The organism is Phytopseudomonas argentinensis (assembly GCF_900113905.1).
Classification (GTDB): Bacteria; Pseudomonadota; Gammaproteobacteria; order Pseudomonadales; family Pseudomonadaceae; genus Aquipseudomonas; species Aquipseudomonas argentinensis.
The window spans coordinates 112,264-132,568 of the sequence record NZ_FORC01000001.1; the positions used below are offsets into that span (position 1 = coordinate 112,264).

Consider the following 20,305-nt stretch of genomic DNA (forward strand, 5'->3'; position numbering starts at 1 on the left):
CGCACGGCCATTCGGGTTAAACGCCCAGGCTCATTTACTTGGCGCTCAACCGGCCTCCTGGCAGAGCTGGGTGGCGAGCATGCCGAGGGTCATCAGCGCGCGCTCGGCTTCACGATTCCACGGGATGCCGCAGTTGATGCGCACGCAGTGGTTGAACTGCTCGGTGTTGCTGAAGATCAGCCCTGGGGCGATGCTGATGCCCTGCTGCAAGGCGCTGACGTGCAGGTCCTTGGTATTGACCCGCGCCGGCAGACTGACCCACAGGATGAAGCCGCCGGTAGGCCTGGTGATCTGCGTGCCTTCGGGAAAATACTGCTGGATGGCCAGTTGGAAGGCGCTGAGATTCTTGCGGTATTCCTGACGGATGTGCCGCAGATGACGGTCGTAGCCGCCGTTCTCCAGGTATGCAGCCACCGCCATCTGGGTGACGCTGCACGCCGAATGGGTGGTGAACATCTGCAGGCGCTGCACCTCGTCCTGATATTTGCCGGCGATGATCCAGCCGATGCGCACGCCGGGCGACAGGGTTTTCGAGAAGCTCGAGCAATACACCACGCGACCTTCCAGGTCACTGGCTTTGAGCGCCTTGGTGCGGCCCTGCTCGAACATCAGCTCGCCGTAGATATCGTCCTCGAGGATCTGAATATCGAAATCGCCGGCCAGGCGCAGCAGCTGTTTCTGCCGCGCCTCGGGAATGGTTCCACCCAGCGGGTTGCTCAGGCGCGCGGTAAGCACCAGGGCCTTGATCGGCCACTGGCTGGCAGCCAGCTGCAACGCCTCGACACTGATCCCGGTGCTCGGGTCGCTGGGAATCTCGATGACCTTGAGGCCGAGCAGGTCGGCCAGTTGCAGCAGGCCGTAGTAGGTCGGCGACTCGGTGGCGATCAGGTCGCCAGGGCGGGTCAGCACCCGCAGGCTCATCTGCAGGGCATCCACGCAGCCATGGGTGATCACCACCTCGGAGGGGTCGACCAGTACACCGGCATCGCGCATGCGAATCGCCACCTGCCGGCGCAACGGCTCGAAACCCGGGCTGAACATGTAGCTGAACGCGCGCGGGCTCTGGAAGCGGGTGACCTTGGCAAGCTGCTGATGCAGTGCGCGCACCGGCAGGTAGTCGACATGGGGCACTGCAGCGCCAAGCGGAAACACGCCCTCGCGGCGCGCCTCGCCAAGCACCTGATTGATGATGCTGCTGCGCGTGACCAGGCCGGGACGCTCGACCCGGGCGATATCCGGGGTATCGGCAGTCAGCGCCGGAGTCTGGTGCACGTAGAAGCCGGACTGCGGCCGCGCGCGGATCAAGCCGAGATCTTCGAGATTGGCGTAGGCCTGCAATACCGTGGCATGGCTGACGCTGAGCTGGGCACTCATCTTGCGCACCGACGGTACCCGCTCACCGGGCTGATAGACGCCACGACGGATATCATCCGCCAGTTGCTGGGCGATGCGCTGGTAAAGCAACAGATTGGTCATGGCCGTATCTTCCCGGTACTGAACCATAACAGTAGCCCATGCAAATGTTTCTGTACCGGTACAGCCCTGAAATATCTGGCCGATACACCCACCTTACAGCCGGCCAAAAAAAATCGCCGGGAGCGATTTTTGACGTAGGTTCTGCCGATGGCCCGAAGGGTGGCCGCCAGGGATGGCTGGCCACAAAACCCCGCCCTGTTATCCGGCGACGGCGTTTGCTGGCAAATGATTCAGCGCGTGGCGCCCAGGCGACCCTGCTCGTCGGAGAACAGGATCTCAACCCGGCGATTCTGTGCCCTTCCCTTGGCCGAGGCATTTTCAGCCACCGGGAAGCTCTCGCCGAAGCCCTGGACCTCGACACGGCTGGTCTCGACCCCAAGGTCGATCAGCGCATCGGCGACCGTCTGCGCACGCGCCTTGGACAACTCCAGGTTTTCTTCGCGCTTGCCGCTGCTGTCGCTATATCCCTCGATACGCACGATTCGCCGCGGATTGAGCTGCAGGAACTGCACCAGCTTGAGCACGGTACGGTTGGCGCTGGGCTTGAGGCGCGCCTCGCCCGCATCGAACAGCACGTCGCCCAGGGTCACTACCAGACCACGGTCGGTTTGCGAGGTGGCCAGGCTGACAATCTGCTCTTCCAGCCAGGCATTCTGCTCCTGCACGCTGGTCAGCTTGGCCTCGCGCAGCGCCAGTTGCAGGCGTTGGCGTTCCAGTTCCAGGCGCGCGGCACGCTCCTGATCCATAACCAGCTGGGCGTGCTCACGGGCGATCTCGCTGTAGCGCTGGCTCAGGTATGCGTAGTGAGCCACGTCATCGGCACTGCCCCAGTAGCCGGCCAGGCGCTCGGCACGGCCTAGCGACTCGCCGGCACGAATCACGTCCTTAGGGGCGCTGCGCAGCACCTGGGGATCTTCCTTCACGGCCTGGAAACTGGCCCGCGCCGCTTCAAGCGCAGCGCTGTGCTCGTCGTTCAGCCCGGCGCAACCTGTCATAGCCAGGCCCGTCAGCGCCAGGACGGCGGTGCGTAACATGCTCATGGCATCGCCCCCAACTGGTCGCGCAAACGCCCGATACGGCGATTGAGTTCGGTCAGCTGGGCCTGGCCGCGCAGCGTCAGCACCCGTGCCTCGGCCAGCCGTGCATCCAGTTCGGCCTGTTCGGCCTGCACACGGGCGGTGCGGTAGGCCCCTTGCGCCATTGCCGCCTGCGCCTGGGCAAGTTTGCTTTCGGCCTGGCTCAACTCGGCGACGGTCTCGCCTGCGGCAACGGTGCGGGCCTGTTCAACAACCTGCTCGGTCAGGCGCATCTGCTCGGCTGGCGCGGGATCGCTGGCACAGCCCTGGAGCAACAGCAACGCCAGGGCGGCGCCGGTAAACTGATAGATCACAAGGACATCCTACTGATTCGGAACACTGGCGGTCGCGGCAGGCTGCTGCTCCTTCCAGCGCTGCAAGTTGCGCTGCAGAAGGGTTTGCGGCATGCCGGCGGCGGTGAATTCTGTCATTTTTTTGGCCAATTGTCCGCGCAGCCAGGGGTCATTGCAGGCCGAGTTGTGCGACAGCGCCAGGTGCAGCCCCTCGCTGGACACTGGCGGATCGAGCACCTGCAGGTCATCCTGCAGCCCCAGGGTCGAGGCCAGGGCCTGGCCGGGATAGCGCTCGTAGAGCACGTAGTCGGTGCGCTCGAGCAACAGCTTCTGAAACGCCTGGGTAAGGCTGGACACGCCCTCCAGGGTCAGGTTGTCGCGCGCATAGGCGTCGAAGGCCTGGCCGAAGCTGTTGTTGACCAACGTGTCGCCGGTACGCCCCTGCAGGTCAGCCCAGCTGGCATAGGGGAACTCGCGGCCCTTGCGCACCCATACCACGCTTGGCGTGGACAGAAAGGCCGGGTGCACGAAATCCATGGTTTCCAGGCGCGGCACCGTCACAAAGGCCCCGGCGAGCATGTCGACGCGGCCGGTACGCACCTCTTCCTGGGCACGCGACCAGGGCCCGGCATAGATTACCTCGATGCCGACGCCCAGGTCCTCGGCAACCGCCTTGAGCAGATCGACCGTAGCGCCGATCAGCTTTTCCGGGTTCTGCGGGTCGCGCCAAAGATAGGGCGGGTACTCGGGATTGCCCGTGGCAACCAGCCGCTCGCACTTGCCCGCGGCCTGTGCGCCACTACCCAGCAGCATGGTCGCGGACAAGCACAGCGCATACCAGACCAGACCTCGCTCAACCATGGACACACTCTCGATTCAATACGGCCAGCCATCCACCGGCCGGGGTTTCATGACATGCTAGCTCATACGCCCTGGATAATCAGCGATAAGACGCCGCATGAAGAAATTGATTCTCGCCGCACTCCTCCTGGCTGCGGCAGCCGCAACGCTGCTGTACCTGTCACCGGCCGCACAACTGGCGGCCTACCACCGCCTCGAGCAATGGCGGGCCGGGCTGCACGAACGCCAGGTCAGCGTCAACGACCTGCAGATCAGCTACTACGAAGGCGGGCCCCAAGGCGCCGAGACCATCGTGCTGGTGCATGGTTTCGGCGCCGACAAGAGCACCTGGCTATGGTTTGCCCGGAACCTGACCGAGCGCTACCACGTCATTGCCGTCGACCTGCCAGGGTTCGGCGCCAGCGACCGCCCGCACGGTAGTTACGACGTCGGCACCCAGGCCGAGCGGCTGGCCGCGTTCGTCGATGCTCTGGGTATACGCCGCCTGCACCTGGCCGGCCACTCCATGGGTGGGCATATCGCCGCGCTCTACGCAGCCCGCTATCCGGCAAAGGTCACCAGCCTGGCGCTGATCGCCAATGCCGGAGTTACTGCGCCGCGGCGCAGCGCGTTTTTCCAGCGCCTCGAGGAACAGGGCGACAACCCGTTGCTGGTGGAAAGCGCGCCGCAATTCGATCAGTTGCTCGACTGGCTGTTCGTGGCCCCGCCGCAGCTACCGGAGCGGCTTCATCAATACCTGGCGCAGCGCGCCGTGGCGGACAGCGCACACCAGCGAGAGGTATTCGAGCACTTGCGCGACCGTTATCTGCCACTGGAGCCGGAGCTGCCGAGAATCCAGGCCCCCACCCTGCTGCTCTGGGGCGACCAGGATCGCATCCTCGACGTGTCCAGTATCGAAACCATGCAGCCACTGCTCAAGAAGCCCAGCGTAGTGATCATCAAGGGCTGCGGCCACGCGCCCATACTCGAGCGCCCGGAAGAGAGCGCCGCCGACTACCTCAAGTTCATCGACCAGGCGAGCCTCCAGGCGGCCCAGCAGCGCCAACCGTCGCAGGCCCAGCAAGGCTCTGACAGCCAATAAAAAAACCCGCTCGATGAGCGGGTTTTTCGTTGCGGGGAAAGCGGATCAGACCAGCTTTTCCAGCTCCGGTACGGCTTCGAACAGGTCGGCCACCAGCCCGTAGTCGGCCACCTGGAAGATCGGCGCCTCCTCGTCCTTGTTGATCGCGACGATCACCTTGGAGTCCTTCATGCCCGCCAGATGCTGGATCGCGCCGGAGATGCCGACGGCGATATACAGCTGCGGCGCGACGATCTTGCCGGTCTGGCCGACCTGCATGTCGTTGGGCACGAAGCCGGCGTCGACCGCGGCGCGGGAAGCACCCACCGCAGCGCCGAGCTTGTCGGCCAGGGTGTACAGGTGCTTGAAGTTGTCACCATTCTGCATGCCGCGGCCGCCGGACACGACGATCTTGGCAGCGGTCAGTTCCGGACGATCGGACTTGGCAAGCTCTTCACCGACGAACGCCGACTTGCCGGCGTCGCCGCCTGCCGAAACGTTCTCGATGGCAGCGGAGCCGCCTTCGGCCGCCACGGCGTCAAAGCCGGTGGCACGCACGGTGATCACTTTCACCGCAGCCGACGACTGCACGGTGGCGATGGCGTTGCCGGCATAGATCGGCCGCTTGAAGGTGTCCGGGCTTTCCACGGAAACGATCTCGGAGATCTGGTCGACGTCCAGCTGCGCGGCGACGCGCGGCAGGATGTTCTTGCCGTTGCTGGTAGCGGCAGCCAGTACGTGGCTGTAGCTCTTGCCCAGCTCGGCCACCAGCGGCGCGACGTTTTCCGGCAGCTGATGAGCGAAGGCAGCGTTGTCGGCGACCAGCACCTTGGCCACGCCAGCGATCTTGGCAGCGACTTCGGCAACGGCGCCAACGCCCTGGCCGGCAACCAGCACATGGATGTCACCACCGATCTTCTGGGCAGCGCCAACGGTGTTCAGGGTGGCAGGTGCCAGCGCGGAATTGGTGTTTTCAGCGATAACCAGGATAGTCATTAGATCACCTTCGCTTCGGTTTTCAGTTTCTCGACCAGTTCGGCGACCGACTTGACCTTGATACCGGCACCACGTGCCGCAGGCGCCTCGACCTTGATGGTCTTGACGGTGGATGCAGTGGAAACGCCCAGCGCGTCAGGCGTCAGGGTTTCCAGCGGCTTCTTCTTGGCCTTCATGATGTTCGGCAGCGAGGCGTAGCGCGGCTCGTTCAGGCGCAGGTCGGTGGTGACGATGGCCGGCAGATTCAGGGCAACGGTTTGCAGACCGCCGTCGATCTCACGGGTCACGTTGGCCTTGTCACCGCTGACTTCCACCTTGGAGGCGAAGGTGCCCTGGGCATAGCCGGTCAGGGCAGCGAGCATCTGGCCGGTCTGGTTGTTGTCGCTGTCGATGGCCTGCTTGCCGAGAATGACCAGCTGCGGCTGCTCCTTGTCGACCACGGCCTTGAGCAGCTTGGCGACGGCCAGGGAATTCAGCTCGTCAGCCGACTCGACCAGCACGGCACGATCGGCACCCAGCGCCAGGGCGGTGCGCAGTTGCTCCTGCGCCTGGGCCGGGCCGATGGAAACGACCACGATCTCGCTGGCGACGCCCTTCTCTTTCAGACGTACGGCTTCTTCAACGGCGATTTCACAGAAAGGGTTCATCGACATCTTGACGTTGGCAAGATCGACGCCGCTGTTGTCCGGCTTGACGCGAACCTTGACGTTGTAATCGACCACTCGTTTGACAGCTACAAGAACCTTCATGGATTCCTCGTTACTCTCCGGTGAATAGGAATGTCGCCAGAAGCGAGCATGCGGTGATGCAGACAAGCGACCTTCAGCCCAGACGACGAGCGCAAAACCGCCCGTATCTTGACCGTACGACCTAGCTCGGTCAATACAACTGGCTGCGAGCCATTCGTGTTGTAGCCGGATTCTAGCAGGCCTACAGAAAATTCAAACAAACGTTTGTATTGGCCCTGATCCGGGCTCGCTATATACTGCGCGAGCGTGCCTCGGGAAGGATGCCGGCCCGCCATGAAAATTAGAGAGCCTTGATGAGGAGATAGCCCGTGGAACGCGAATTTATGGAGTTCGACGTCGTCATCGTCGGCGCCGGCCCTGCCGGCCTGTCCGCCGCTTGCCGCTTGAAGCAGAAAGCCGCCGAAACAGGCCAGGAAATCAGCGTCTGCGTGGTCGAGAAAGGCTCCGAAGTGGGTGCCCACATTCTTTCCGGCGCGGTGTTCGAACCCCGTGCGCTGGATGAGCTATTCCCGGACTGGAAAGAGCTGGGCGCCCCGCTCAATACGCCGGTCAAGGGCGACGACATCTATGTACTCAAGGATGCCGACAGCTCCATCAAGGTTCCGGGTTTCTTCGTGCCCAAGACCATGCACAACGAAGGCAACTATATCATTTCCCTGGGCAACCTGTGCCGCTGGCTGGCCCAGCAGGCCGAAGGCCTTGGTGTGGAGATCTACCCAGGCTTCGCCGCTCAGCAGGCGCTGATCGATGAGAACGGCGTGGTACGCGGCATTGTCACCGGCGACCTGGGTGTCGACCGTGAAGGCAACCCCAAGGAAGGCTACTTCACCCCGGGCATGGAACTGCGCGCCAAGTACACGCTGTTCGCCGAGGGTTGCCGCGGCCATATCGGCAAGCAGCTGATCAACAAGTACAACCTCGACAGCGAGGCCGACGCCCAGCATTACGGCATCGGCATCAAGGAAATCTGGGACATCGACCCCAGCAAGCATCAGCCTGGCCTGGTGGTGCATACCGCTGGCTGGCCGATGGACATCATGGGCACCGAGAACACCGGCGGCTCGTTCCTCTATCACCTGGAGAACAACCAGGTGGTGGTCGGCCTGATCGTCGACCTGTCCTACGCCAACCCGCACCTGTCACCGTTCGACGAGTTCCAGCGCCTCAAGCACCACCCGGTACTCAAGCAATACCTCGAAGGCGGCAAACGCGTCTCCTACGGAGCCCGCGCCATCGCCAAGGGTGGCCTCAACTCGCTGCCGAAGATGGTCTTCCCGGGCGGCGCCCTGATCGGCTGCGACCTGGGCACCCTGAACTTCGCCAAGATCAAGGGCAGCCACACGGCCATGAAGTCCGGCATGCTGGCCGCCGAAGCCATCGCCGAAGCCTTGGCCGCCGGCCGTGAAGGCGGCGACGAGCTGCGCAGCTATGTCGACGGTTTCAAGGCCAGCTGGCTGTACGACGAACTGTTCCGCAGCCGCAACTTCGGTGCGGCGATCCACAAGTACGGCGCGGTGATCGGCGGCGGCATCAACTGGGTCGACCAGAACCTGTTCGGCGGCAAGCTGCCCTTTACCCTGCACGACAACAAGCCGGACTACGCCTGCCTCAAGCTGGCCGCCGACTGCAAGAAAATTGCCTACCCGAAACCGGATGGCAAGCTCAGCTTCGACAAGCTCAGCTCGGTGTTCCTCTCCAACACCAACCATGAAGAAGAGCAGCCTTGCCACCTGAAGCTCACCGACCCGAGCATTCCGATCGACAAGAACCTGCCGCTGTACGACGAACCAGCGCAGCGTTACTGCCCGGCCGGCGTGTACGAGGTGGTGGCCAACGACGATGGCAGCAAGCGCTTCCAGATCAACGCGCAGAACTGCGTGCACTGCAAGACCTGCGACATCAAGGATCCAGCCCAGAACATTACCTGGGTGGCGCCGGAAGGTACCGGCGGCCCCAACTACCCCAATATGTAAAATCAAAAAGGCTCCCTCGGGAGCCTTTTTCTTGGCCGCTACTCCAGCGGCCCAATGGGAAAGAACACCCCGCCGCTCCACACACCCAGCCAGGGCCGGCCATCGATTTCACGCTGCTGCGCCAGTTCCACCAACTGATAGAACAGGTTGCGGTGAATCAGCGCTTCCAGATTAGCGCGGATATGCACGTAGGGTGAAGGCTCTTGGGTCTGCGCATCCAGCTCGACCCGCAGCGGGTGCTCGGCACCGGCCTCGACCTCATCGCCAACGTTGGTGACGAACTTCAGCAGCTGGGTTTCGCCCTGCCCGCTCACCTGCATGGTCACCGCCACGAAGGGGGCGTCATCGACCGTGATGCCGACCTTTTCCACCGGAGTGACCAGGAAGTAGTCATCGCCATCGCGGCGGATGATGGTCGAGAACAACCGCACCATCGCCGGCCGCCCGATTGGCGTGCCCATGTAGAACCATGAACCGTCACGGGCGATACGCATGTCGATGTCGCCGCAGAAATCAGGATTCCACAGATGCACCGGCGGCATGCCCTTGCTGCCTGCCGGCGGGATCTGCGCCAGCAGATCGCCGGCCTTGTCGCCCTTGCTCATCGCCTCTCCCGAGTTATCGGCTGAAACCCAGGAGTGTACGCGCATAATCCTCGAGCGGCGCCCGGATCAGATCCTCGGGCCTGGCGTCGTAGAAGGTCAGAAACCCGCCGCGGCTGCGAATGCGCGCGGTGTCCACCAGAAACCGGGTGTTGGTTTCGATCAGCATCAGTTGCAGCACGCTACGGTCGGTGCCCAGGCGCTCGAACTCCTCCTGATCTTCCCATTCCTCCAGGGTACCGATGCGATCATCGGCATAGGCGAAGCGGGTATAGAGCAGATAGTGGGCGCCAGCGGCCCGCGCCTCGGCCAAAGCCTCATCGAGGCCGACCGGCGCCTTCGCCCTTCTCACCATGGGAAAGTACTCGACGAAGCCGCTAAAGGCTTCCTCGGCGACCACGTTGGGCCGCGGGTAGGCATGCTTGCCGGTCGGGGTGAAAGGCCCCTGGGCGATATAGATGAACGAGTCGGCCTGCAGGCGCCAGGATGCCGAGCGGCGGACCTTGCTGTAGTCCAGCACGCCCGCATCGCGCAAGTGATAGGTGGCGCCATCGGCCATGTCGCTGACGTTCATGCAGCCAGCCAGGCTCAGCACGAAGGCCAGGGCGAACAGGTTACGCATATGAAATCTCCCGACACCGGTGACGGAAAACCGGCGAATGACTGCTCTAAGCAGATTTCGCGCCAGGAGTCATGGGCGGCCCGAGCAGGCCGCGCGCACTCAGGTAGGAGGCGTTTCGCTGTCGCGCTTGCGCTTGTTGCCCATGCGCACGCCGATGTCCATCAGGAACTGGAAGAAGCCTTCCTGATCCTCGAGCACATTGCTCCAGAACGGCGAGTGATAGAGCGCCACGGCGCCATGCACCAGCGCCCAGGCGGCGCAGTAGTGGAAGTATGGCGGCACGTCTTCGAGCTTGCCCTCGGCGATACGGCCCTTGATCAGCTGGGTCAGCCGCTCGAAATTCGAGGCGCGGATGCTGTGCAACTGCTCGACCAGCTCCGGCACCTGGTTGCCCTTGACCACCTTCTCTTCCAGGCGATCGAACAGGCGGTAGCGTTGCGGATCGCGCATGCGGAATTCGAAATAGGCCCGCGACAAGGCTTCCTTGTCACGATCGATATCGGACGAATGCAACAGCTCGTTCAGGTCGCGCTCGTAGTCGAGCATCAAGCGCAGGTAGATTTCCGCCTTGGATTTGAAATGCTTGTAGATGGTGCCTTTGCCGATGCCCACGGCGTCGGCGATCATCTCCACGGTCACGCTGTCCTCACCCTGCTCGAGGAAGAGTTTCAGAGCGATATCGAGAATCTCCTGCTCGCGGCGGCGAAACTCACGGATCTTGCGGGGTTCTTTCTGCATAGGGAAATGACAAGGTCGGAATTCAAGTCCGCTATTATGCCCAACTAACGCCAAATTGCACGGATCACGCGACATGAATGCCATCATTGACGAGTTTCCCCAGCCGGCCGATCTCTACTACCTCAATCACGCCGCGGTCGCCCCCTGGCCGGCGCGCGCCGCACGGGCCGTGGAGCGCTTCGCCCGGGAGAATATCGCTACCGGCGCCCGTGACTATGCGCAGTGGCTGGTCACCGAGCGCACCCTGCGCGAGCGGCTGGCGCGGTTACTCAACGCCGCCTCGCGCGCCGATATCGCGCTGGTCAAGAACACCTCCGAGGCGTTGTCCTTCGTGGCCTTTGGCCTGGACTGGCGTGAAGGCGATCAGGTGATCATCAGCAGCGAAGAATTCCCTTCCAACCGCATCGTCTGGGAAGCGTTGCGGCCACGCGGCGTGGAAGTGGTGCAGGTCGACCTGCAGGGCGACGATGCCGAAGGCGCCCTGCTCGCTGCCTGCACCCCGCGCACCCGCTTGATGGCCATCAGCGCCGTGCAGTACGCCAGTGGCCTGCGCCTCGACCTCGAGCGTCTGGGCGCCGGCTGCGAGCAACGAGGTGTGCTGCTGTGTATCGACGCCATCCAGCAACTGGGCGCCCTGGCCATGGACGTGCAGCGCAGCCGCTGCGCCTTCGCCATGGCCGACGGCCACAAATGGATGCTCGGCCCGGAAGGCCTGGGCGTGTTCTATTGCCGCCAGGATCTGCGTGAACGGCTGGCCCTGCACGAATATGGCTGGCACATGCTCGAGCATGCCGGCGACTATGACCGCGACGACTGGGCGCCGGCCCGCAGCGCGCGGCGCTTCGAATGCGGCAGCCCCAATATGCTCGGCGCCATGGCACTGGAGGCCAGCCTGTCGCTGCTCGAGGAAGTGGGCATGCCAGAGGTCGAGCGCGCCCTGCACGAGCGGGTGCAATGGCTGCTCGATGGCCTGAACCAGATGACGGGCGTGCGCCTGCTCAGCGCCCAGGCGCCGGACAGGCGCGCCGGCATCGTCACCTTCACGGCAGACGCCTGGGACAATCGCCAACTGCACGAACGCCTCAAGGCCGAACAGATCATCTGCGCCCAGCGTGGTGGCGGCATTCGCCTGTCACCGCATTTCTATACCGAGGCACGGGTAATCGAGCACACCCTGCAGCGCGTGCGGGCGATCCTCGACGAATAGGCACTCAGAGTCGGCAGGAGTATTCCAAATCCGTTTAAAGACGCCATGGACGATGGCCGCGGATGACCAATACTCAAGCGTACCGGTGCGACATATCCCCCAAGTGTCGCAGCGGCCGAAGTGCCGAGGACCGCGCACTTCGTTCGACTCCTAATGGTCTTGACCCGGATTCCGTCCCGAAGCCGGGTTTTTTTTGTCTATCACTTGGCGGCCAGCCTTTTGCAACGGCGCAAGCGACGGCAGAACCGCTCGCGGTTTTCCTGGCTGCCTCAGGCGCCAGTGGCGACGCGCGCCAGCGGGAACAACCGCCGGAAGTTGTCGCCGGTTTGCTGCGCTAGGGTATCAAAGCTGACGCCACGCAACGATGCCAGGTACTCGGCGACGTCACGCACGTACTCCGGCAGGTTCGGCTTGCCACGGTGCGGCACCGGCGCCAGGTACGGCGAATCGGTCTCCACCAGCAGGCGGTCGGCGGGCACCTGGCGGGCGACCTCGCGCAGCGCCTCGGCGCTGCGGAAGGTGACGATGCCGGACAGCGAGATGTAGAAGCCGATATCCAGCGCCGCCCTGGCCATCTCCCAGTCTTCGGTGAAACAGTGCAGCACGCCGCCCTGGGGCAGCGCCGCTTCGCGCAGCAGCCTCAGGGTATCGGCACGGGCTTCACGGGTATGCACGATCACCGGCTTGCCGGTGATCTGCGCGGCCTGCAGGTGCAGGCGAAAGGCCTCCTGCTGCAGCGCGGCCGCCTCCGGCTCGTAGTGGTAATCCAGGCCCGTCTCGCCAATGGCCACCACACCGGGGTGATCCAGCTCGGCGAGCAGCCAGTCCAGGGCCGGGGCGCTGCCGGGCTCGAGATCCAGCGGGTGAATGCCGACCGAGCAGTCGACATCGGCGTAGCGCCCCGCCAGCTCACGCACGGCAGCGGCATTGTCGGCGCTCACGCCGATGCACAGGAAGTGGCCGACGCCGCGGGCACGGGCGGCAGCCAGCGCGGCGTCCAGGGAACCGCCATGGGCGGCCAGGTCGAGACGGTCGAGGTGGCAGTGGGAATCGATGAGCATAAATCACAACCTTGAGCGGCAGGCGGGATGCGGCAGGTGACCTGGCAGGCCAAGGGGCCTGCCAGCCATGCCGGCGAGGGCGCCGCTGTTACATCGTATGGGTGGGGCGATCGGACTTGAGGGCGCCAGCCAGGTAGGTCTCGATCTTGTTGCGGGCGGTGTTATCGCCTTCGTTGAACTGCACACCTACGCCAGCGGCGCGGTTGCCCTGGGCGCCCTTGGGGGTGATCCATACCACCTTGCCGGCAACCGGAATCTTCTCCGGCTCGTCCATCAGGTTGAGCAGCATGAACACTTCATCACCGAGCTTGTAGCTCTTGTTGGTGGGAATGAACAGGCCGCCATTCTTGATGAAGGGCATGTAGGCGGCATACAGCACGGACTTGTCCTTGATGGTCAGGGACAGGATGCCGTTACGGGGTCCCAGATTAGGTGGCAAGTTCATGCGTGATTCCTGATGTCGTGACGAGGGTCGATTCTAGCCCGGTCCAGGCAGGCTTGCCCACTGCACCAACAAGGCTTCGAGAAGCAGCACACGGTTGAGGTTGGCATTGCCCAACACTTTCTGGCGCTGCTGCAGCAACCAGTCCTGAATAGCCAGCACCTTCTCTTGCGCCGCCTTCTGCGCCAGGTACTGCACCACCTTGGCCATGTCCGTGGGGCCTAGCCCCCTCTCGTCCTGGGTCAGCTGATAACGCAGGATCAGCTGCGCCCAGTCACAGAACCAGTCGAACAGCAGCGGCAGCGGTACGTCCTTCCAACCCTCGGCCAACTGGCTGGCCGATACCTGCTGTTTGTGCAGTTTCTTCACTCCGTCGACCACCAGGGCGCGCTGCTCGCGTACGCCCTGCTCCTGCAACCTGGCAGCGGCCAGTGGCGAGCCCGCCGCCAGGTACAACAGCTCGCGGATTTCCTGCTCGCTGCAAGCGGGCAGGGTCTCGCCGAGCCATTGCAGGCTCATCGCCTCGCTGGGCAAGGGGCACGCCTGCTGCACGCAACGGCTCTTGATGGTCGGCAACAGACGACTTGGCTGGTGGCTGATCAGCAGCAACACGGTATCGCCCGAGGGCTCTTCCAGGCTTTTCAGCAGCGCGTTGGCAGCATTGAGGTTCATCGCCTCGGTGGGTTCGAGCAGAATCACCTTGCGCCCGCCCAGTTGCGCGGTCTGCACCACGAAGTTGACCAAGGCGCGCACCTGGTCGACCTTGATGGGCTTGCCCGCCTCTTCCGGCTCGAGCAGGTAGTTGTCCGGGTGGCTGCCAGCCGCCAGCAGATGGCACGACTTGCACTCCCCGCACGGCTGCAGAGCCACCGGCGACTTGCACAGCAGCAAGGCCATCAGGCGCTCGGCCAGCGCCCGTTTGCCAATACCGGCCGGGCCATGCAGCAGATAGGCGTGGGCATGCTGGGTGCGCCCGGCCAGTTGCTGCCAGAGCGCCGCCTGCCAGGGGTAGACGTCAGCCACGCTGCAGCTCCAGCAATTGCGGCAGCAGTGCATCGAGGTCACGCTGCACCGCCTCAAGGGACTGCGCCGCATCGAGAATGCGGTAGCGGGCCGGCTCGGCCTTGGCACGCTGCAGGTAGGTGCTGCGTACCGCCTCGAAGAAGGCACGCCCCTCCTGCTCGAAACGATCCAGGCGGCCTCGGGCAGCCGCGCGCGCCAGGCCCACCTCCACCGGCAGGTCGAACACCAGAGTCAGGTCCGGGCGCAGCGAACCCTGCACGAAGTCCTCCAGCTGGGCGATGCGCGCGACATCCAGACCCCGGCCACCGCCCTGGTAGGCGTAGGTGGCATCGGTAAAGCGATCACAGAGCACCACCGCGCCACGCGCGAGCGCTGGCACTATGACCTGGGCCAGATGCTGGGCACGGGCGGCGAACACCAGCAGCAGTTCGGTATCGCTGGCCATGGCCTCATCACTGGGGGCCAGCAGCAGTTCGCGGACCCGCTCGGCCAGCGGCGTGCCGCCGGGTTCACGGGTCAGCAGCACGTCGATCCCCCGTTCACGCAAACGCGCCGCCAGGTACTCGCGATTGGTGCTTTTGCCGGCGCCCTCGGGGCCTTCCAGGGTGATAAACAAGCCGCTCACGGGGTGTCCTTATCGCTATCGCTGGTCTGGGGAATGGGCGCCGGGCTGGATCGGTAGTCCGCGCGGCGCTTCAACTGGTACTCGCGCACGGCGCGGTTGTGTTGCTCGAGGGTCTCCGAAAACACATGGCTGCCGTCGCCGCGGGCCACGAAGTACAGGGTCTTGCCCTCGACCGGGTGCAGGGCCGCATGGATCGCTTCACGGCCGACCAGGGCGATGGGGGTCGGCGGCATGCCGTCGATGGTGTAGGTGTTGTAAGGCGTCGGTTCACGCAGGTGGGCACGGGTGATGCGCCCCTGGTAACGCTCACCGAGGCCGAAGATCACCGTGGGGTCGGTCTGCAGACGCATACCGGTGGCCAGGCGACGCACGAACACCCCGGCGATCTCGCCGCGCTCCTCGGGCACCCCGGTTTCCTTCTCGATCATCGAGGCCATGATCAGCGCCTCGTAGGCGTCCTTGTAGGGCAGGCCCTCGGCGCGCTTCTGCCACTCTTCCTCGAGCACCACCTGCAGCCGCTTGTGGGCCTGCTTGAGCAGGTCCAGGTCACTCATGCCGCGCACGTAGCGATAGGTATCGGGGAAGAAGCGTCCTTCGGGATTCTCGCCGGGCTGGCCGAGTTTGGCCATGATCTCGGCATCGCTGAGTTCGCTCAGGGTCAGGTCGAGCTTGTCCTGGCGTGCCAGCGCGGCACGCACCTGGCGGAAGGTCCAGCCTTCGACCAGCGTCAGGCTGTACTGCACCACTTCACCGCGACGCCACAGGTCGAGCAGGTCGCGCGCTCGCAGGTCGGGAGTCAGCCGGTACTCGCCGCTGTGCAGCGGCTGGCCCTGCAGGTTGAAACGCCAGTACAGGCGCAGCCAGAAGGCGCCGTCGATCACCCCGTCGGCCTCCAGGCGATTGAGCACGCCGCCAGGCGTGGCGCCGGCGGGCACTTCGATCAGCCGTTCCTCGCTGAGCGTCAGCGGCTGCTCGAGCGCACGATGCTGCTGCCAGGCCACCAGCCCCAGGGTGAGGCCGGCGAGCACCACGACGACTTCGAGCATCAACAGTAATTTGCGAATCACGAATCAGCGGTCCAGTAGATGACGGGCAAGGGCCTGCAGTTTACGGGTGAGCGGGCCTACCGGCCAGTGACGCGCCTGCAGCCGACGCACCGGCCACACCCCATACAGGCTGTTGCACAAGAAGACTTCATCGGCGCCCAGCAGTTCGTCCAGTTCGATATCGCGGACCTGGCACTCGATACCCAGCGCCTGCGCCTGGGCCAGCAGCTCAGCTCGCATCACCCCGGCCACCCCGCAACGCTGCAGGTCGGCCGTGACCAGCCTGCCGCCTGCGACCAGAAACAGGTTGCTGAATACCCCTTCGATCACCCGGCCCGACACATCGCGCATCAATCCTTCGGCATATTCGGCATCTTGCCATTCGGCGCGCGCCAGTACCTGTTCGAGGCGATTGAGGTGCTTGAGGCCGGCGAGCAACGGCTGCTCGGCCAGACGCGTCGCACAGGGGTACAGGCAAACGCCCTGCTCCCCGTGCTGGGCGGGATACGCCGGCATGGCGGCGGACTGCAGGATATGCCGCGGCGCTCCGGCAGAGGGTGCGTAGCCACGCTGACCATCACCGCGGGTCACGATCAGCTTGGCGACGCCCTGACCCAGCTCGGCGCAAAAGGCGGTGACTTCGTTGCGTAGCCGATCGGCATCCAGCCTGATATGCAAGCGTTCGCAACCGGCAGTGGCCCGAGCCAGATGCCGCTCCAGCAACACCGGGCTGCCGCTGCGCACCGCCATGGTCTCGAACAGGCCGTCACCGTAGGCCAGGCCGCGGTCTACCAGCGGCAGCGAGGCCGCTGGCTGACCGTCGACCCAGGTGAGCATCAGTCAGCGTACCGGCGGAATACCAGGGAGCCGTTGGTGCCACCGAAGCCGAAGGAGTTGGACAGCACTACGTCCATCGGCATCTTGCGTGCTTCGTGGGGCACGAAGTCCAGGTCGCAGCCTTCGTCCGGCTGGTCCAGGTTGATGGTCGGCGGCGCGATCTGGTCACGCAGTGCCAGCACGCTGAAGATCGCCTCCACCGCACCGGCAGCGCCCAGCAGGTGCCCGGTCATGGACTTGGTCGAGCTGACCGCCAGCTTGTGCGCGTGCTCGCCGAACACCGTCTTGATCGCCGCCACCTCCGCCTTGTCACCGGCCGAGGTGGAGGTGCCGTGGGCGTTGATGTACTGCACTGCGGACGGCTCGATGCCGGCATCGCGCAGGGCGTTGGCCATGCAGCGCGCCGCACCGGCGCCATCTTCGGGGGGCGAGGTCATGTGGAAGGCATCGCCGCTCATGCCGAAGCCGATCAGCTCGGCATAGATGGTTGCACCGCGGGCCTTGGCATGCTCGAGCTCTTCGAGCACCAGGGCGCCCGCGCCGTCGGACAGCACGAAGCCATCGCGCTCCTTGTCCCAAGGGCGACTGGCCTTGGTTGGCTCGTCGTTGCGGGTGGACATTGCCCGCGCTGCCCCGAAGCCACCGAGACCCAGGCCACAGGCGGCCATCTCGGCACCACCGGCGATCATCACGTCCGCCTCGCCATAGGCGATGTTGCGCGCGGCCATGCCGATGCAGTGGGTACCGGTGGTGCAGGCCGTGGAAATCGCGTAGTTGGGGCCCTGCAGACCCAGGTGGATCGACAGGAAGCCGGAGATCATGTTGATGATCGAACCCGGCACGAAGAACGGCGAGATACGCCGCGGCCCCTGCTCATGCAGCGACTTGCAGTTGTTCTCGATGTTGGTCAGGCCGCCGATGCCGGAGCCCATGGCCACACCGATACGCTCACGGTTGGCGTCCGTGACTTCCAGCCCGGAGTCGCGGGCAGCCTGGAAGCAGGCGGCCAGGCCGTACTGGATGAACAGGTCGAGCTTGCGCGCCTCTTTGGGCGCCAGATAGGGCTCGACATCGAAATTCTTTACCGAACCGCCAATGCGGGTCGAGAAAGCGGAAAGATCCATGTGCTCGATCAGGCCGATACCGCTGCGGCCGGCCAGAATGCCCTGCCAGCTGCTCGGCACATCGTTACCCAGCGGCGACAACATGCCCATACCGGTAACCACGACGCGTCTACGCGACACAGCAATCTCCTCTTAATCAGGTTTCTCGACGCCATGATGTTCCTGGCAACCATTGCCCAGGAAGTTGATCATCCGGCGATTGGCTCGGAGTAGTGGTACCCGAGCAGGAACGCCCTAGGCGCTTTCTAGCTTTTAGGCGAGCCGTCAAAGAAAAGCCGCACGCCTTTGCAGACGTGCGGCTTTTCCGATTCGGGAAGCGACGAACTGCTTACTGAGCGTGAGCAGTAACGTAGTCGATGGCTTCCTGAACAGTGGTGATCTTCTCGGCTTGTTCGTCCGGGATCTCGGTCTCGAATTCTTCTTCGAGAGCCATCACCAGCTCAACGGTGTCAAGCGAGTCGGCACCCAGGTCTTCAACGAAGGAAGCGCTGTTGGTTACTTCTTCTTCCTTCACGCCCAGTTGCTCGGCAACGATTTTCTTGACGCGTTCTTCGATGGTGCTCACGTGTTATCACTCCTATTGGACAAATCCAGCCAGCTGGTTGTGCCGGCAAGTGTATAGAAAGGGTTTTCAGCTTTTCAAGCTGAAAGCCAGCGGCGCCCACGGAAATACGTCAACGATTCGATTGGCAAACTTACAGCTTTATCACCACGTTTGCATCGAATCGAAGACGTTCGCCGACGGCGCCCCTCGAATTCAGCTCATGTACATCCCGCCGTTCACAGGGATAGTAGCCCCTGTGACGTAAGCTGCACCATCGGAAGCAAGGAAAGAAACCACGTTGGCGATTTCCTGCGCCTGCCCCAAACGGCCCAGCGGAATCTGTGTCAGCAGCGCTTCACGCTGCGCTTCGGGCAATTCACGGGTCATGTCGGTATCGATGAAGCCCGGTGCCACAGCATTTACCGTGATCGAGCGCGAGCCCACTTCACGGGCCAGCGCACGGCCAAAACCTTCCAGACCGGCCTTGGCGGCTGCATAGTTCACCTGCCCGGCGTTGCCCATGGCACCCACTACCGAACCGATGTTGATGATACGCCCGAAACGCGCCTTGGTCATGCCACGCAGCACGGCCTTGGACAGGCGATAGAGGCTGTTGAGGTTGGTATCGATCACGTCGTACCACTCGTCGTCCTTCATGCGCAGCATCAGGTTGTCGCGGGTGATACCGGCATTGTTGACCAGCACCAGCACCTGGCCGAAATCCTTCTGGATCTTTTCCAGGGTAGCCGCGACCGACTCGTCGTTGCTCACGTTGAGCATCAGGCCGGTGCCTTCGATGCCGTTTTCCTTGAGGGTCGCGGCAATGCGCTCGGCGCCCGCCTCGGAGGTGGCGGTACCGATCACCACGGCGCCCTGACGGCCCAGTTCCAGGGCGATGGCCTGGCCAATACCACGGCTGGCACCGGTGACCAGTGCAACCTTACCTTGCAGACTCATAGCATTCTCCCTTGTTCAGGACTGTACGTCGGCCAGTGCGGCGCGCGCAGCGGCAAAGCTTTCTGGGGTGTCGAGGTTGTGGGTGTTGATGCCCTTGACACACCGCTTGTTGAGGCCCGAGAGCACCTTGCCCGGGCCGCATTCGACCAGATCGGTGACGCCCTGCTCGCCGAGGCGAACGATGGACTCGACCCAACGCACCGGGCTGTACAGCTGAGCCAGCAGGTCGCGCTTGAGGGTATCCAGATCCGCCACCACGGCAGCGCTGACGTTTTGCACCAGGGGGATCTGCGGCGCCTGCCAGGCGATGGCGTTGACCGCCTCGGCAAAGCGCTCGGCCGCCGGGCGCATCAGTTCGCAGTGCGACGGTACGCTGACCGGCAACGACAGTGCGCGCTTGGCGCCACGGGCCTTGCAGGCTTCCACGGCGCGAGCCACGGCAGCCGCGGAGCCGGCGATGACCACCTGCCCCGGTGCGTTGTAGTTCACCGCACTGACCACATCGCCCTGGGCCGCTTCGGCGCAGGCAGCCTGCACCTCGGCATCTTCCAGGCCGATGATCGCCGCCATGCCGCCCTGCCCGGCCGGTACGGCCTGCTGCATCAGCTGACCACGCAGCTCGACCAGCTTGACCGCCTCGGCAAAACCGACGGCACCGGCGGCGACCAGCGCGCTGTATTCACCCAGGCTGTGCCCGGCAACGAACGCCGGACGCGCACCACCTTCGGCCAGCCATAGACGCCAGAGGGCGATGGAGGCAGCCAGAATGGCGGGCTGGGTCTTGTCGGTCTGGTTGAGCTGCTCTTCCGGGCCCTGCTGGGTCAATGCCCACAGGTCATAACCCAGGGCGCTCGAAGCTTCGCCGAAGGTATCGAGGATCAGCGCCTGTTCGGCGCCGTGTCCGGCCAACATGGCCAGGGCTTGCGAGCCCTGACCGGGAAAGACGAATGCGAGGGATGCAGACATGTAACGGTTCCCTTAGTGATCTTCTCG

22 protein-coding genes are annotated in these 20,305 nt (G+C 64.0%); 3 read left to right on the plus strand and 19 right to left on the minus strand.

Annotated features, from left to right (window positions below):
• Positions 1-45 precede the first annotated feature (45 nt).
• The 4 genes from BM154_RS00430 to BM154_RS00445 form a co-directional block, all read right to left on the minus strand.
• Entirely contained in the window at positions 46-1,476 is a 1,431-nt protein-coding gene (locus tag BM154_RS00430) for an aminotransferase-like domain-containing protein (RefSeq protein WP_074879544.1), read from the minus strand.
• A gap of 230 nt (positions 1,477-1,706) precedes the next feature.
• Positions 1,707-2,516 carry an OmpA family protein gene (locus tag BM154_RS00435; RefSeq protein ID WP_208609406.1) on the minus strand — a complete coding sequence of 270 codons (810 nt, stop codon included), beginning with the start codon at positions 2,514-2,516 and terminating at the stop codon, positions 1,707-1,709.
• Positions 2,513-2,866 carry a DUF4398 domain-containing protein gene (locus tag BM154_RS00440; RefSeq protein ID WP_074879549.1) on the minus strand — a complete coding sequence of 118 codons (354 nt, stop codon included), beginning with the start codon at positions 2,864-2,866 and terminating at the stop codon, positions 2,513-2,515. The genes BM154_RS00435 and BM154_RS00440 overlap by 4 nt, the downstream gene beginning before the upstream one ends.
• A 9-nt stretch (positions 2,867-2,875) precedes the next feature.
• Positions 2,876-3,706, minus strand: a complete 831-nt coding sequence (locus BM154_RS00445; RefSeq protein ID WP_074879552.1) for a substrate-binding periplasmic protein — start codon at positions 3,704-3,706, stop codon at positions 2,876-2,878.
• 97 nt (positions 3,707-3,803) lie between these two features.
• Here BM154_RS00445 and BM154_RS00450 point away from each other — a divergent pair, with 97 nt between their 5' ends.
• A complete protein-coding gene (locus BM154_RS00450) occupies positions 3,804-4,787 on the plus strand; it encodes an alpha/beta fold hydrolase (RefSeq protein ID WP_074879555.1) in 984 nt (327 codons plus the stop codon).
• Between the two features lie 45 nt (positions 4,788-4,832).
• On the opposite strand, the gene BM154_RS00455 is transcribed toward BM154_RS00450, so the two are convergent.
• Together BM154_RS00455 and BM154_RS00460 are read right to left on the minus strand one after the other, a co-directional pair.
• Positions 4,833-5,762 carry an electron transfer flavoprotein subunit alpha/FixB family protein gene (locus BM154_RS00455; RefSeq protein ID WP_074879558.1) on the minus strand — a complete coding sequence of 310 codons (930 nt, stop codon included), beginning with the start codon at positions 5,760-5,762 and terminating at the stop codon, positions 4,833-4,835.
• Positions 5,762-6,511 carry an electron transfer flavoprotein subunit beta/FixA family protein gene (locus BM154_RS00460; protein WP_074879561.1) on the minus strand — a complete coding sequence of 250 codons (750 nt, stop codon included), beginning with the start codon at positions 6,509-6,511 and terminating at the stop codon, positions 5,762-5,764. Before BM154_RS00460 ends, BM154_RS00455 begins: the two co-directional genes overlap by 1 nt.
• 308 nt (positions 6,512-6,819) lie before the next feature.
• Here BM154_RS00460 and BM154_RS00465 point away from each other — a divergent pair, with 308 nt between their 5' ends.
• A complete protein-coding gene (locus BM154_RS00465) occupies positions 6,820-8,484 on the plus strand; it encodes an electron transfer flavoprotein-ubiquinone oxidoreductase (protein WP_074879563.1) in 1,665 nt (554 codons plus the stop codon).
• A gap of 38 nt (positions 8,485-8,522) precedes the next feature.
• Here BM154_RS00465 and BM154_RS00470 read toward each other — a convergent pair whose 3' ends face one another.
• The 3 genes from BM154_RS00470 to BM154_RS00480 all read right to left on the minus strand — a co-directional run bounded on the left by BM154_RS00470 (position 8,523) and on the right by BM154_RS00480 (position 10,446).
• Positions 8,523-9,089 carry a DUF1285 domain-containing protein gene (locus BM154_RS00470; protein WP_074879565.1) on the minus strand — a complete coding sequence of 189 codons (567 nt, stop codon included), beginning with the start codon at positions 9,087-9,089 and terminating at the stop codon, positions 8,523-8,525.
• Positions 9,090-9,102: 13 nt separating this feature from the next.
• Positions 9,103-9,708: a DUF4823 domain-containing protein gene (locus BM154_RS00475; RefSeq protein ID WP_074879569.1), complete on the minus strand. Its 606-nt coding sequence runs from the start codon at positions 9,706-9,708 to the stop codon at positions 9,103-9,105.
• Between the two features lie 99 nt (positions 9,709-9,807).
• Positions 9,808-10,446: a TetR/AcrR family transcriptional regulator gene (locus tag BM154_RS00480; protein ID WP_074879572.1), complete on the minus strand. Its 639-nt coding sequence runs from the start codon at positions 10,444-10,446 to the stop codon at positions 9,808-9,810.
• A gap of 73 nt (positions 10,447-10,519) precedes the next feature.
• On the opposite strand from BM154_RS00480, the gene BM154_RS00485 reads away from it, so the two are divergent.
• Complete coding sequence (locus BM154_RS00485) at positions 10,520-11,653, plus strand: aminotransferase class V-fold PLP-dependent enzyme (protein ID WP_074879575.1); 1,134 nt, start codon at positions 10,520-10,522, stop codon at positions 11,651-11,653.
• A gap of 269 nt (positions 11,654-11,922) precedes the next feature.
• On the opposite strand, the gene BM154_RS00490 is transcribed toward BM154_RS00485, so the two are convergent.
• The 10 genes from BM154_RS00490 to fabD all read right to left on the minus strand — a co-directional run bounded on the left by BM154_RS00490 (position 11,923) and on the right by fabD (position 20,278).
• On the minus strand, positions 11,923-12,714 hold the full coding sequence (locus tag BM154_RS00490; protein WP_074879578.1) for a TatD family hydrolase: 792 nt from the start codon (positions 12,712-12,714) through the stop codon (positions 11,923-11,925).
• An 88-nt stretch (positions 12,715-12,802) separates the two neighbouring features.
• The gene (locus BM154_RS00495) at positions 12,803-13,159 is read right to left on the minus strand and encodes a PilZ domain-containing protein (RefSeq protein WP_013791815.1); all 357 of its coding nucleotides are present in this window, start codon (positions 13,157-13,159) and stop codon (positions 12,803-12,805) included.
• Between the two features lie 33 nt (positions 13,160-13,192).
• Positions 13,193-14,179: a DNA polymerase III subunit delta' gene (locus tag BM154_RS00500; RefSeq protein ID WP_074879581.1), complete on the minus strand. Its 987-nt coding sequence runs from the start codon at positions 14,177-14,179 to the stop codon at positions 13,193-13,195.
• Positions 14,172-14,804, minus strand: coding sequence for a dTMP kinase (gene tmk, locus BM154_RS00505; RefSeq protein ID WP_074879585.1), 633 nt, complete (start codon positions 14,802-14,804; stop codon positions 14,172-14,174). The genes BM154_RS00500 and tmk overlap by 8 nt, the downstream gene beginning before the upstream one ends.
• Complete coding sequence (mltG, locus tag BM154_RS00510) at positions 14,801-15,871, minus strand: endolytic transglycosylase MltG (protein WP_074879588.1); 1,071 nt, start codon at positions 15,869-15,871, stop codon at positions 14,801-14,803. The genes tmk and mltG overlap by 4 nt, the downstream gene beginning before the upstream one ends.
• Before the next feature lie 3 nt (positions 15,872-15,874).
• Entirely contained in the window at positions 15,875-16,687 is an 813-nt protein-coding gene (gene pabC / locus BM154_RS00515; RefSeq protein WP_074879591.1) for an aminodeoxychorismate lyase, read from the minus strand.
• Positions 16,687-17,931, minus strand: a complete 1,245-nt coding sequence (gene fabF, locus BM154_RS00520; RefSeq protein ID WP_074879594.1) for a beta-ketoacyl-ACP synthase II — start codon at positions 17,929-17,931, stop codon at positions 16,687-16,689. The genes pabC and fabF overlap by 1 nt, the downstream gene beginning before the upstream one ends.
• Positions 17,932-18,139: 208 nt before the next feature.
• Positions 18,140-18,376, minus strand: a complete 237-nt coding sequence (gene acpP, locus BM154_RS00525) for an acyl carrier protein (RefSeq protein ID WP_003245177.1) — start codon at positions 18,374-18,376, stop codon at positions 18,140-18,142.
• 192 nt (positions 18,377-18,568) lie between these two features.
• Complete coding sequence (gene fabG, locus BM154_RS00530; RefSeq protein ID WP_042556697.1) at positions 18,569-19,312, minus strand: 3-oxoacyl-ACP reductase FabG; 744 nt, start codon at positions 19,310-19,312, stop codon at positions 18,569-18,571.
• A gap of 15 nt (positions 19,313-19,327) precedes the next feature.
• Positions 19,328-20,278 (minus strand): ACP S-malonyltransferase, encoded by a 951-nt coding sequence (gene fabD / locus BM154_RS00535; protein ID WP_074879599.1) that lies wholly within the window; start codon positions 20,276-20,278, stop codon positions 19,328-19,330.
• Positions 20,279-20,305 lie beyond the last annotated feature (27 nt).

Excerpts from the sequence above, each read along its gene's own strand:
- BM154_RS00450 (WP_074879555.1), top strand. The coding sequence starts at position 3,804 with ATGAAGAAATTGATTCTCGCCGCACTCCTCCTGGCTGCGGCAGCCGCA.
- BM154_RS00475 (WP_074879569.1), bottom strand. The coding sequence starts at position 9,708 with ATGCGTAACCTGTTCGCCCTGGCCTTCGTGCTGAGCCTGGCTGGCTGC.
- fabG (WP_042556697.1), bottom strand. The coding sequence starts at position 19,312 with ATGAGTCTGCAAGGTAAGGTTGCACTGGTCACCGGTGCCAGCCGTGGT.
- pabC (WP_074879591.1), bottom strand. The coding sequence starts at position 16,687 with ATGCTCACCTGGGTCGACGGTCAGCCAGCGGCCTCGCTGCCGCTGGTA.
- BM154_RS00445 (WP_074879552.1), bottom strand. The coding sequence starts at position 3,706 with ATGGTTGAGCGAGGTCTGGTCTGGTATGCGCTGTGCTTGTCCGCGACC.
- BM154_RS00435 (WP_208609406.1), bottom strand. The coding sequence starts at position 2,516 with ATGAGCATGTTACGCACCGCCGTCCTGGCGCTGACGGGCCTGGCTATG.
- BM154_RS00430 (WP_074879544.1), bottom strand. The coding sequence starts at position 1,476 with ATGACCAATCTGTTGCTTTACCAGCGCATCGCCCAGCAACTGGCGGAT.
- BM154_RS00485 (WP_074879575.1), top strand. The coding sequence starts at position 10,520 with ATGAATGCCATCATTGACGAGTTTCCCCAGCCGGCCGATCTCTACTAC.
- BM154_RS00470 (WP_074879565.1), bottom strand. The coding sequence starts at position 9,089 with ATGAGCAAGGGCGACAAGGCCGGCGATCTGCTGGCGCAGATCCCGCCG.
- BM154_RS00490 (WP_074879578.1), bottom strand. The coding sequence starts at position 12,714 with ATGCTCATCGATTCCCACTGCCACCTCGACCGTCTCGACCTGGCCGCC.
- BM154_RS00495 (WP_013791815.1), bottom strand. The coding sequence starts at position 13,159 with ATGAACTTGCCACCTAATCTGGGACCCCGTAACGGCATCCTGTCCCTG.
- fabD (WP_074879599.1), bottom strand. The coding sequence starts at position 20,278 with ATGTCTGCATCCCTCGCATTCGTCTTTCCCGGTCAGGGCTCGCAAGCC.
- BM154_RS00480 (WP_074879572.1), bottom strand. The coding sequence starts at position 10,446 with ATGCAGAAAGAACCCCGCAAGATCCGTGAGTTTCGCCGCCGCGAGCAG.
- BM154_RS00455 (WP_074879558.1), bottom strand. The coding sequence starts at position 5,762 with ATGACTATCCTGGTTATCGCTGAAAACACCAATTCCGCGCTGGCACCT.
- BM154_RS00460 (WP_074879561.1), bottom strand. The coding sequence starts at position 6,511 with ATGAAGGTTCTTGTAGCTGTCAAACGAGTGGTCGATTACAACGTCAAG.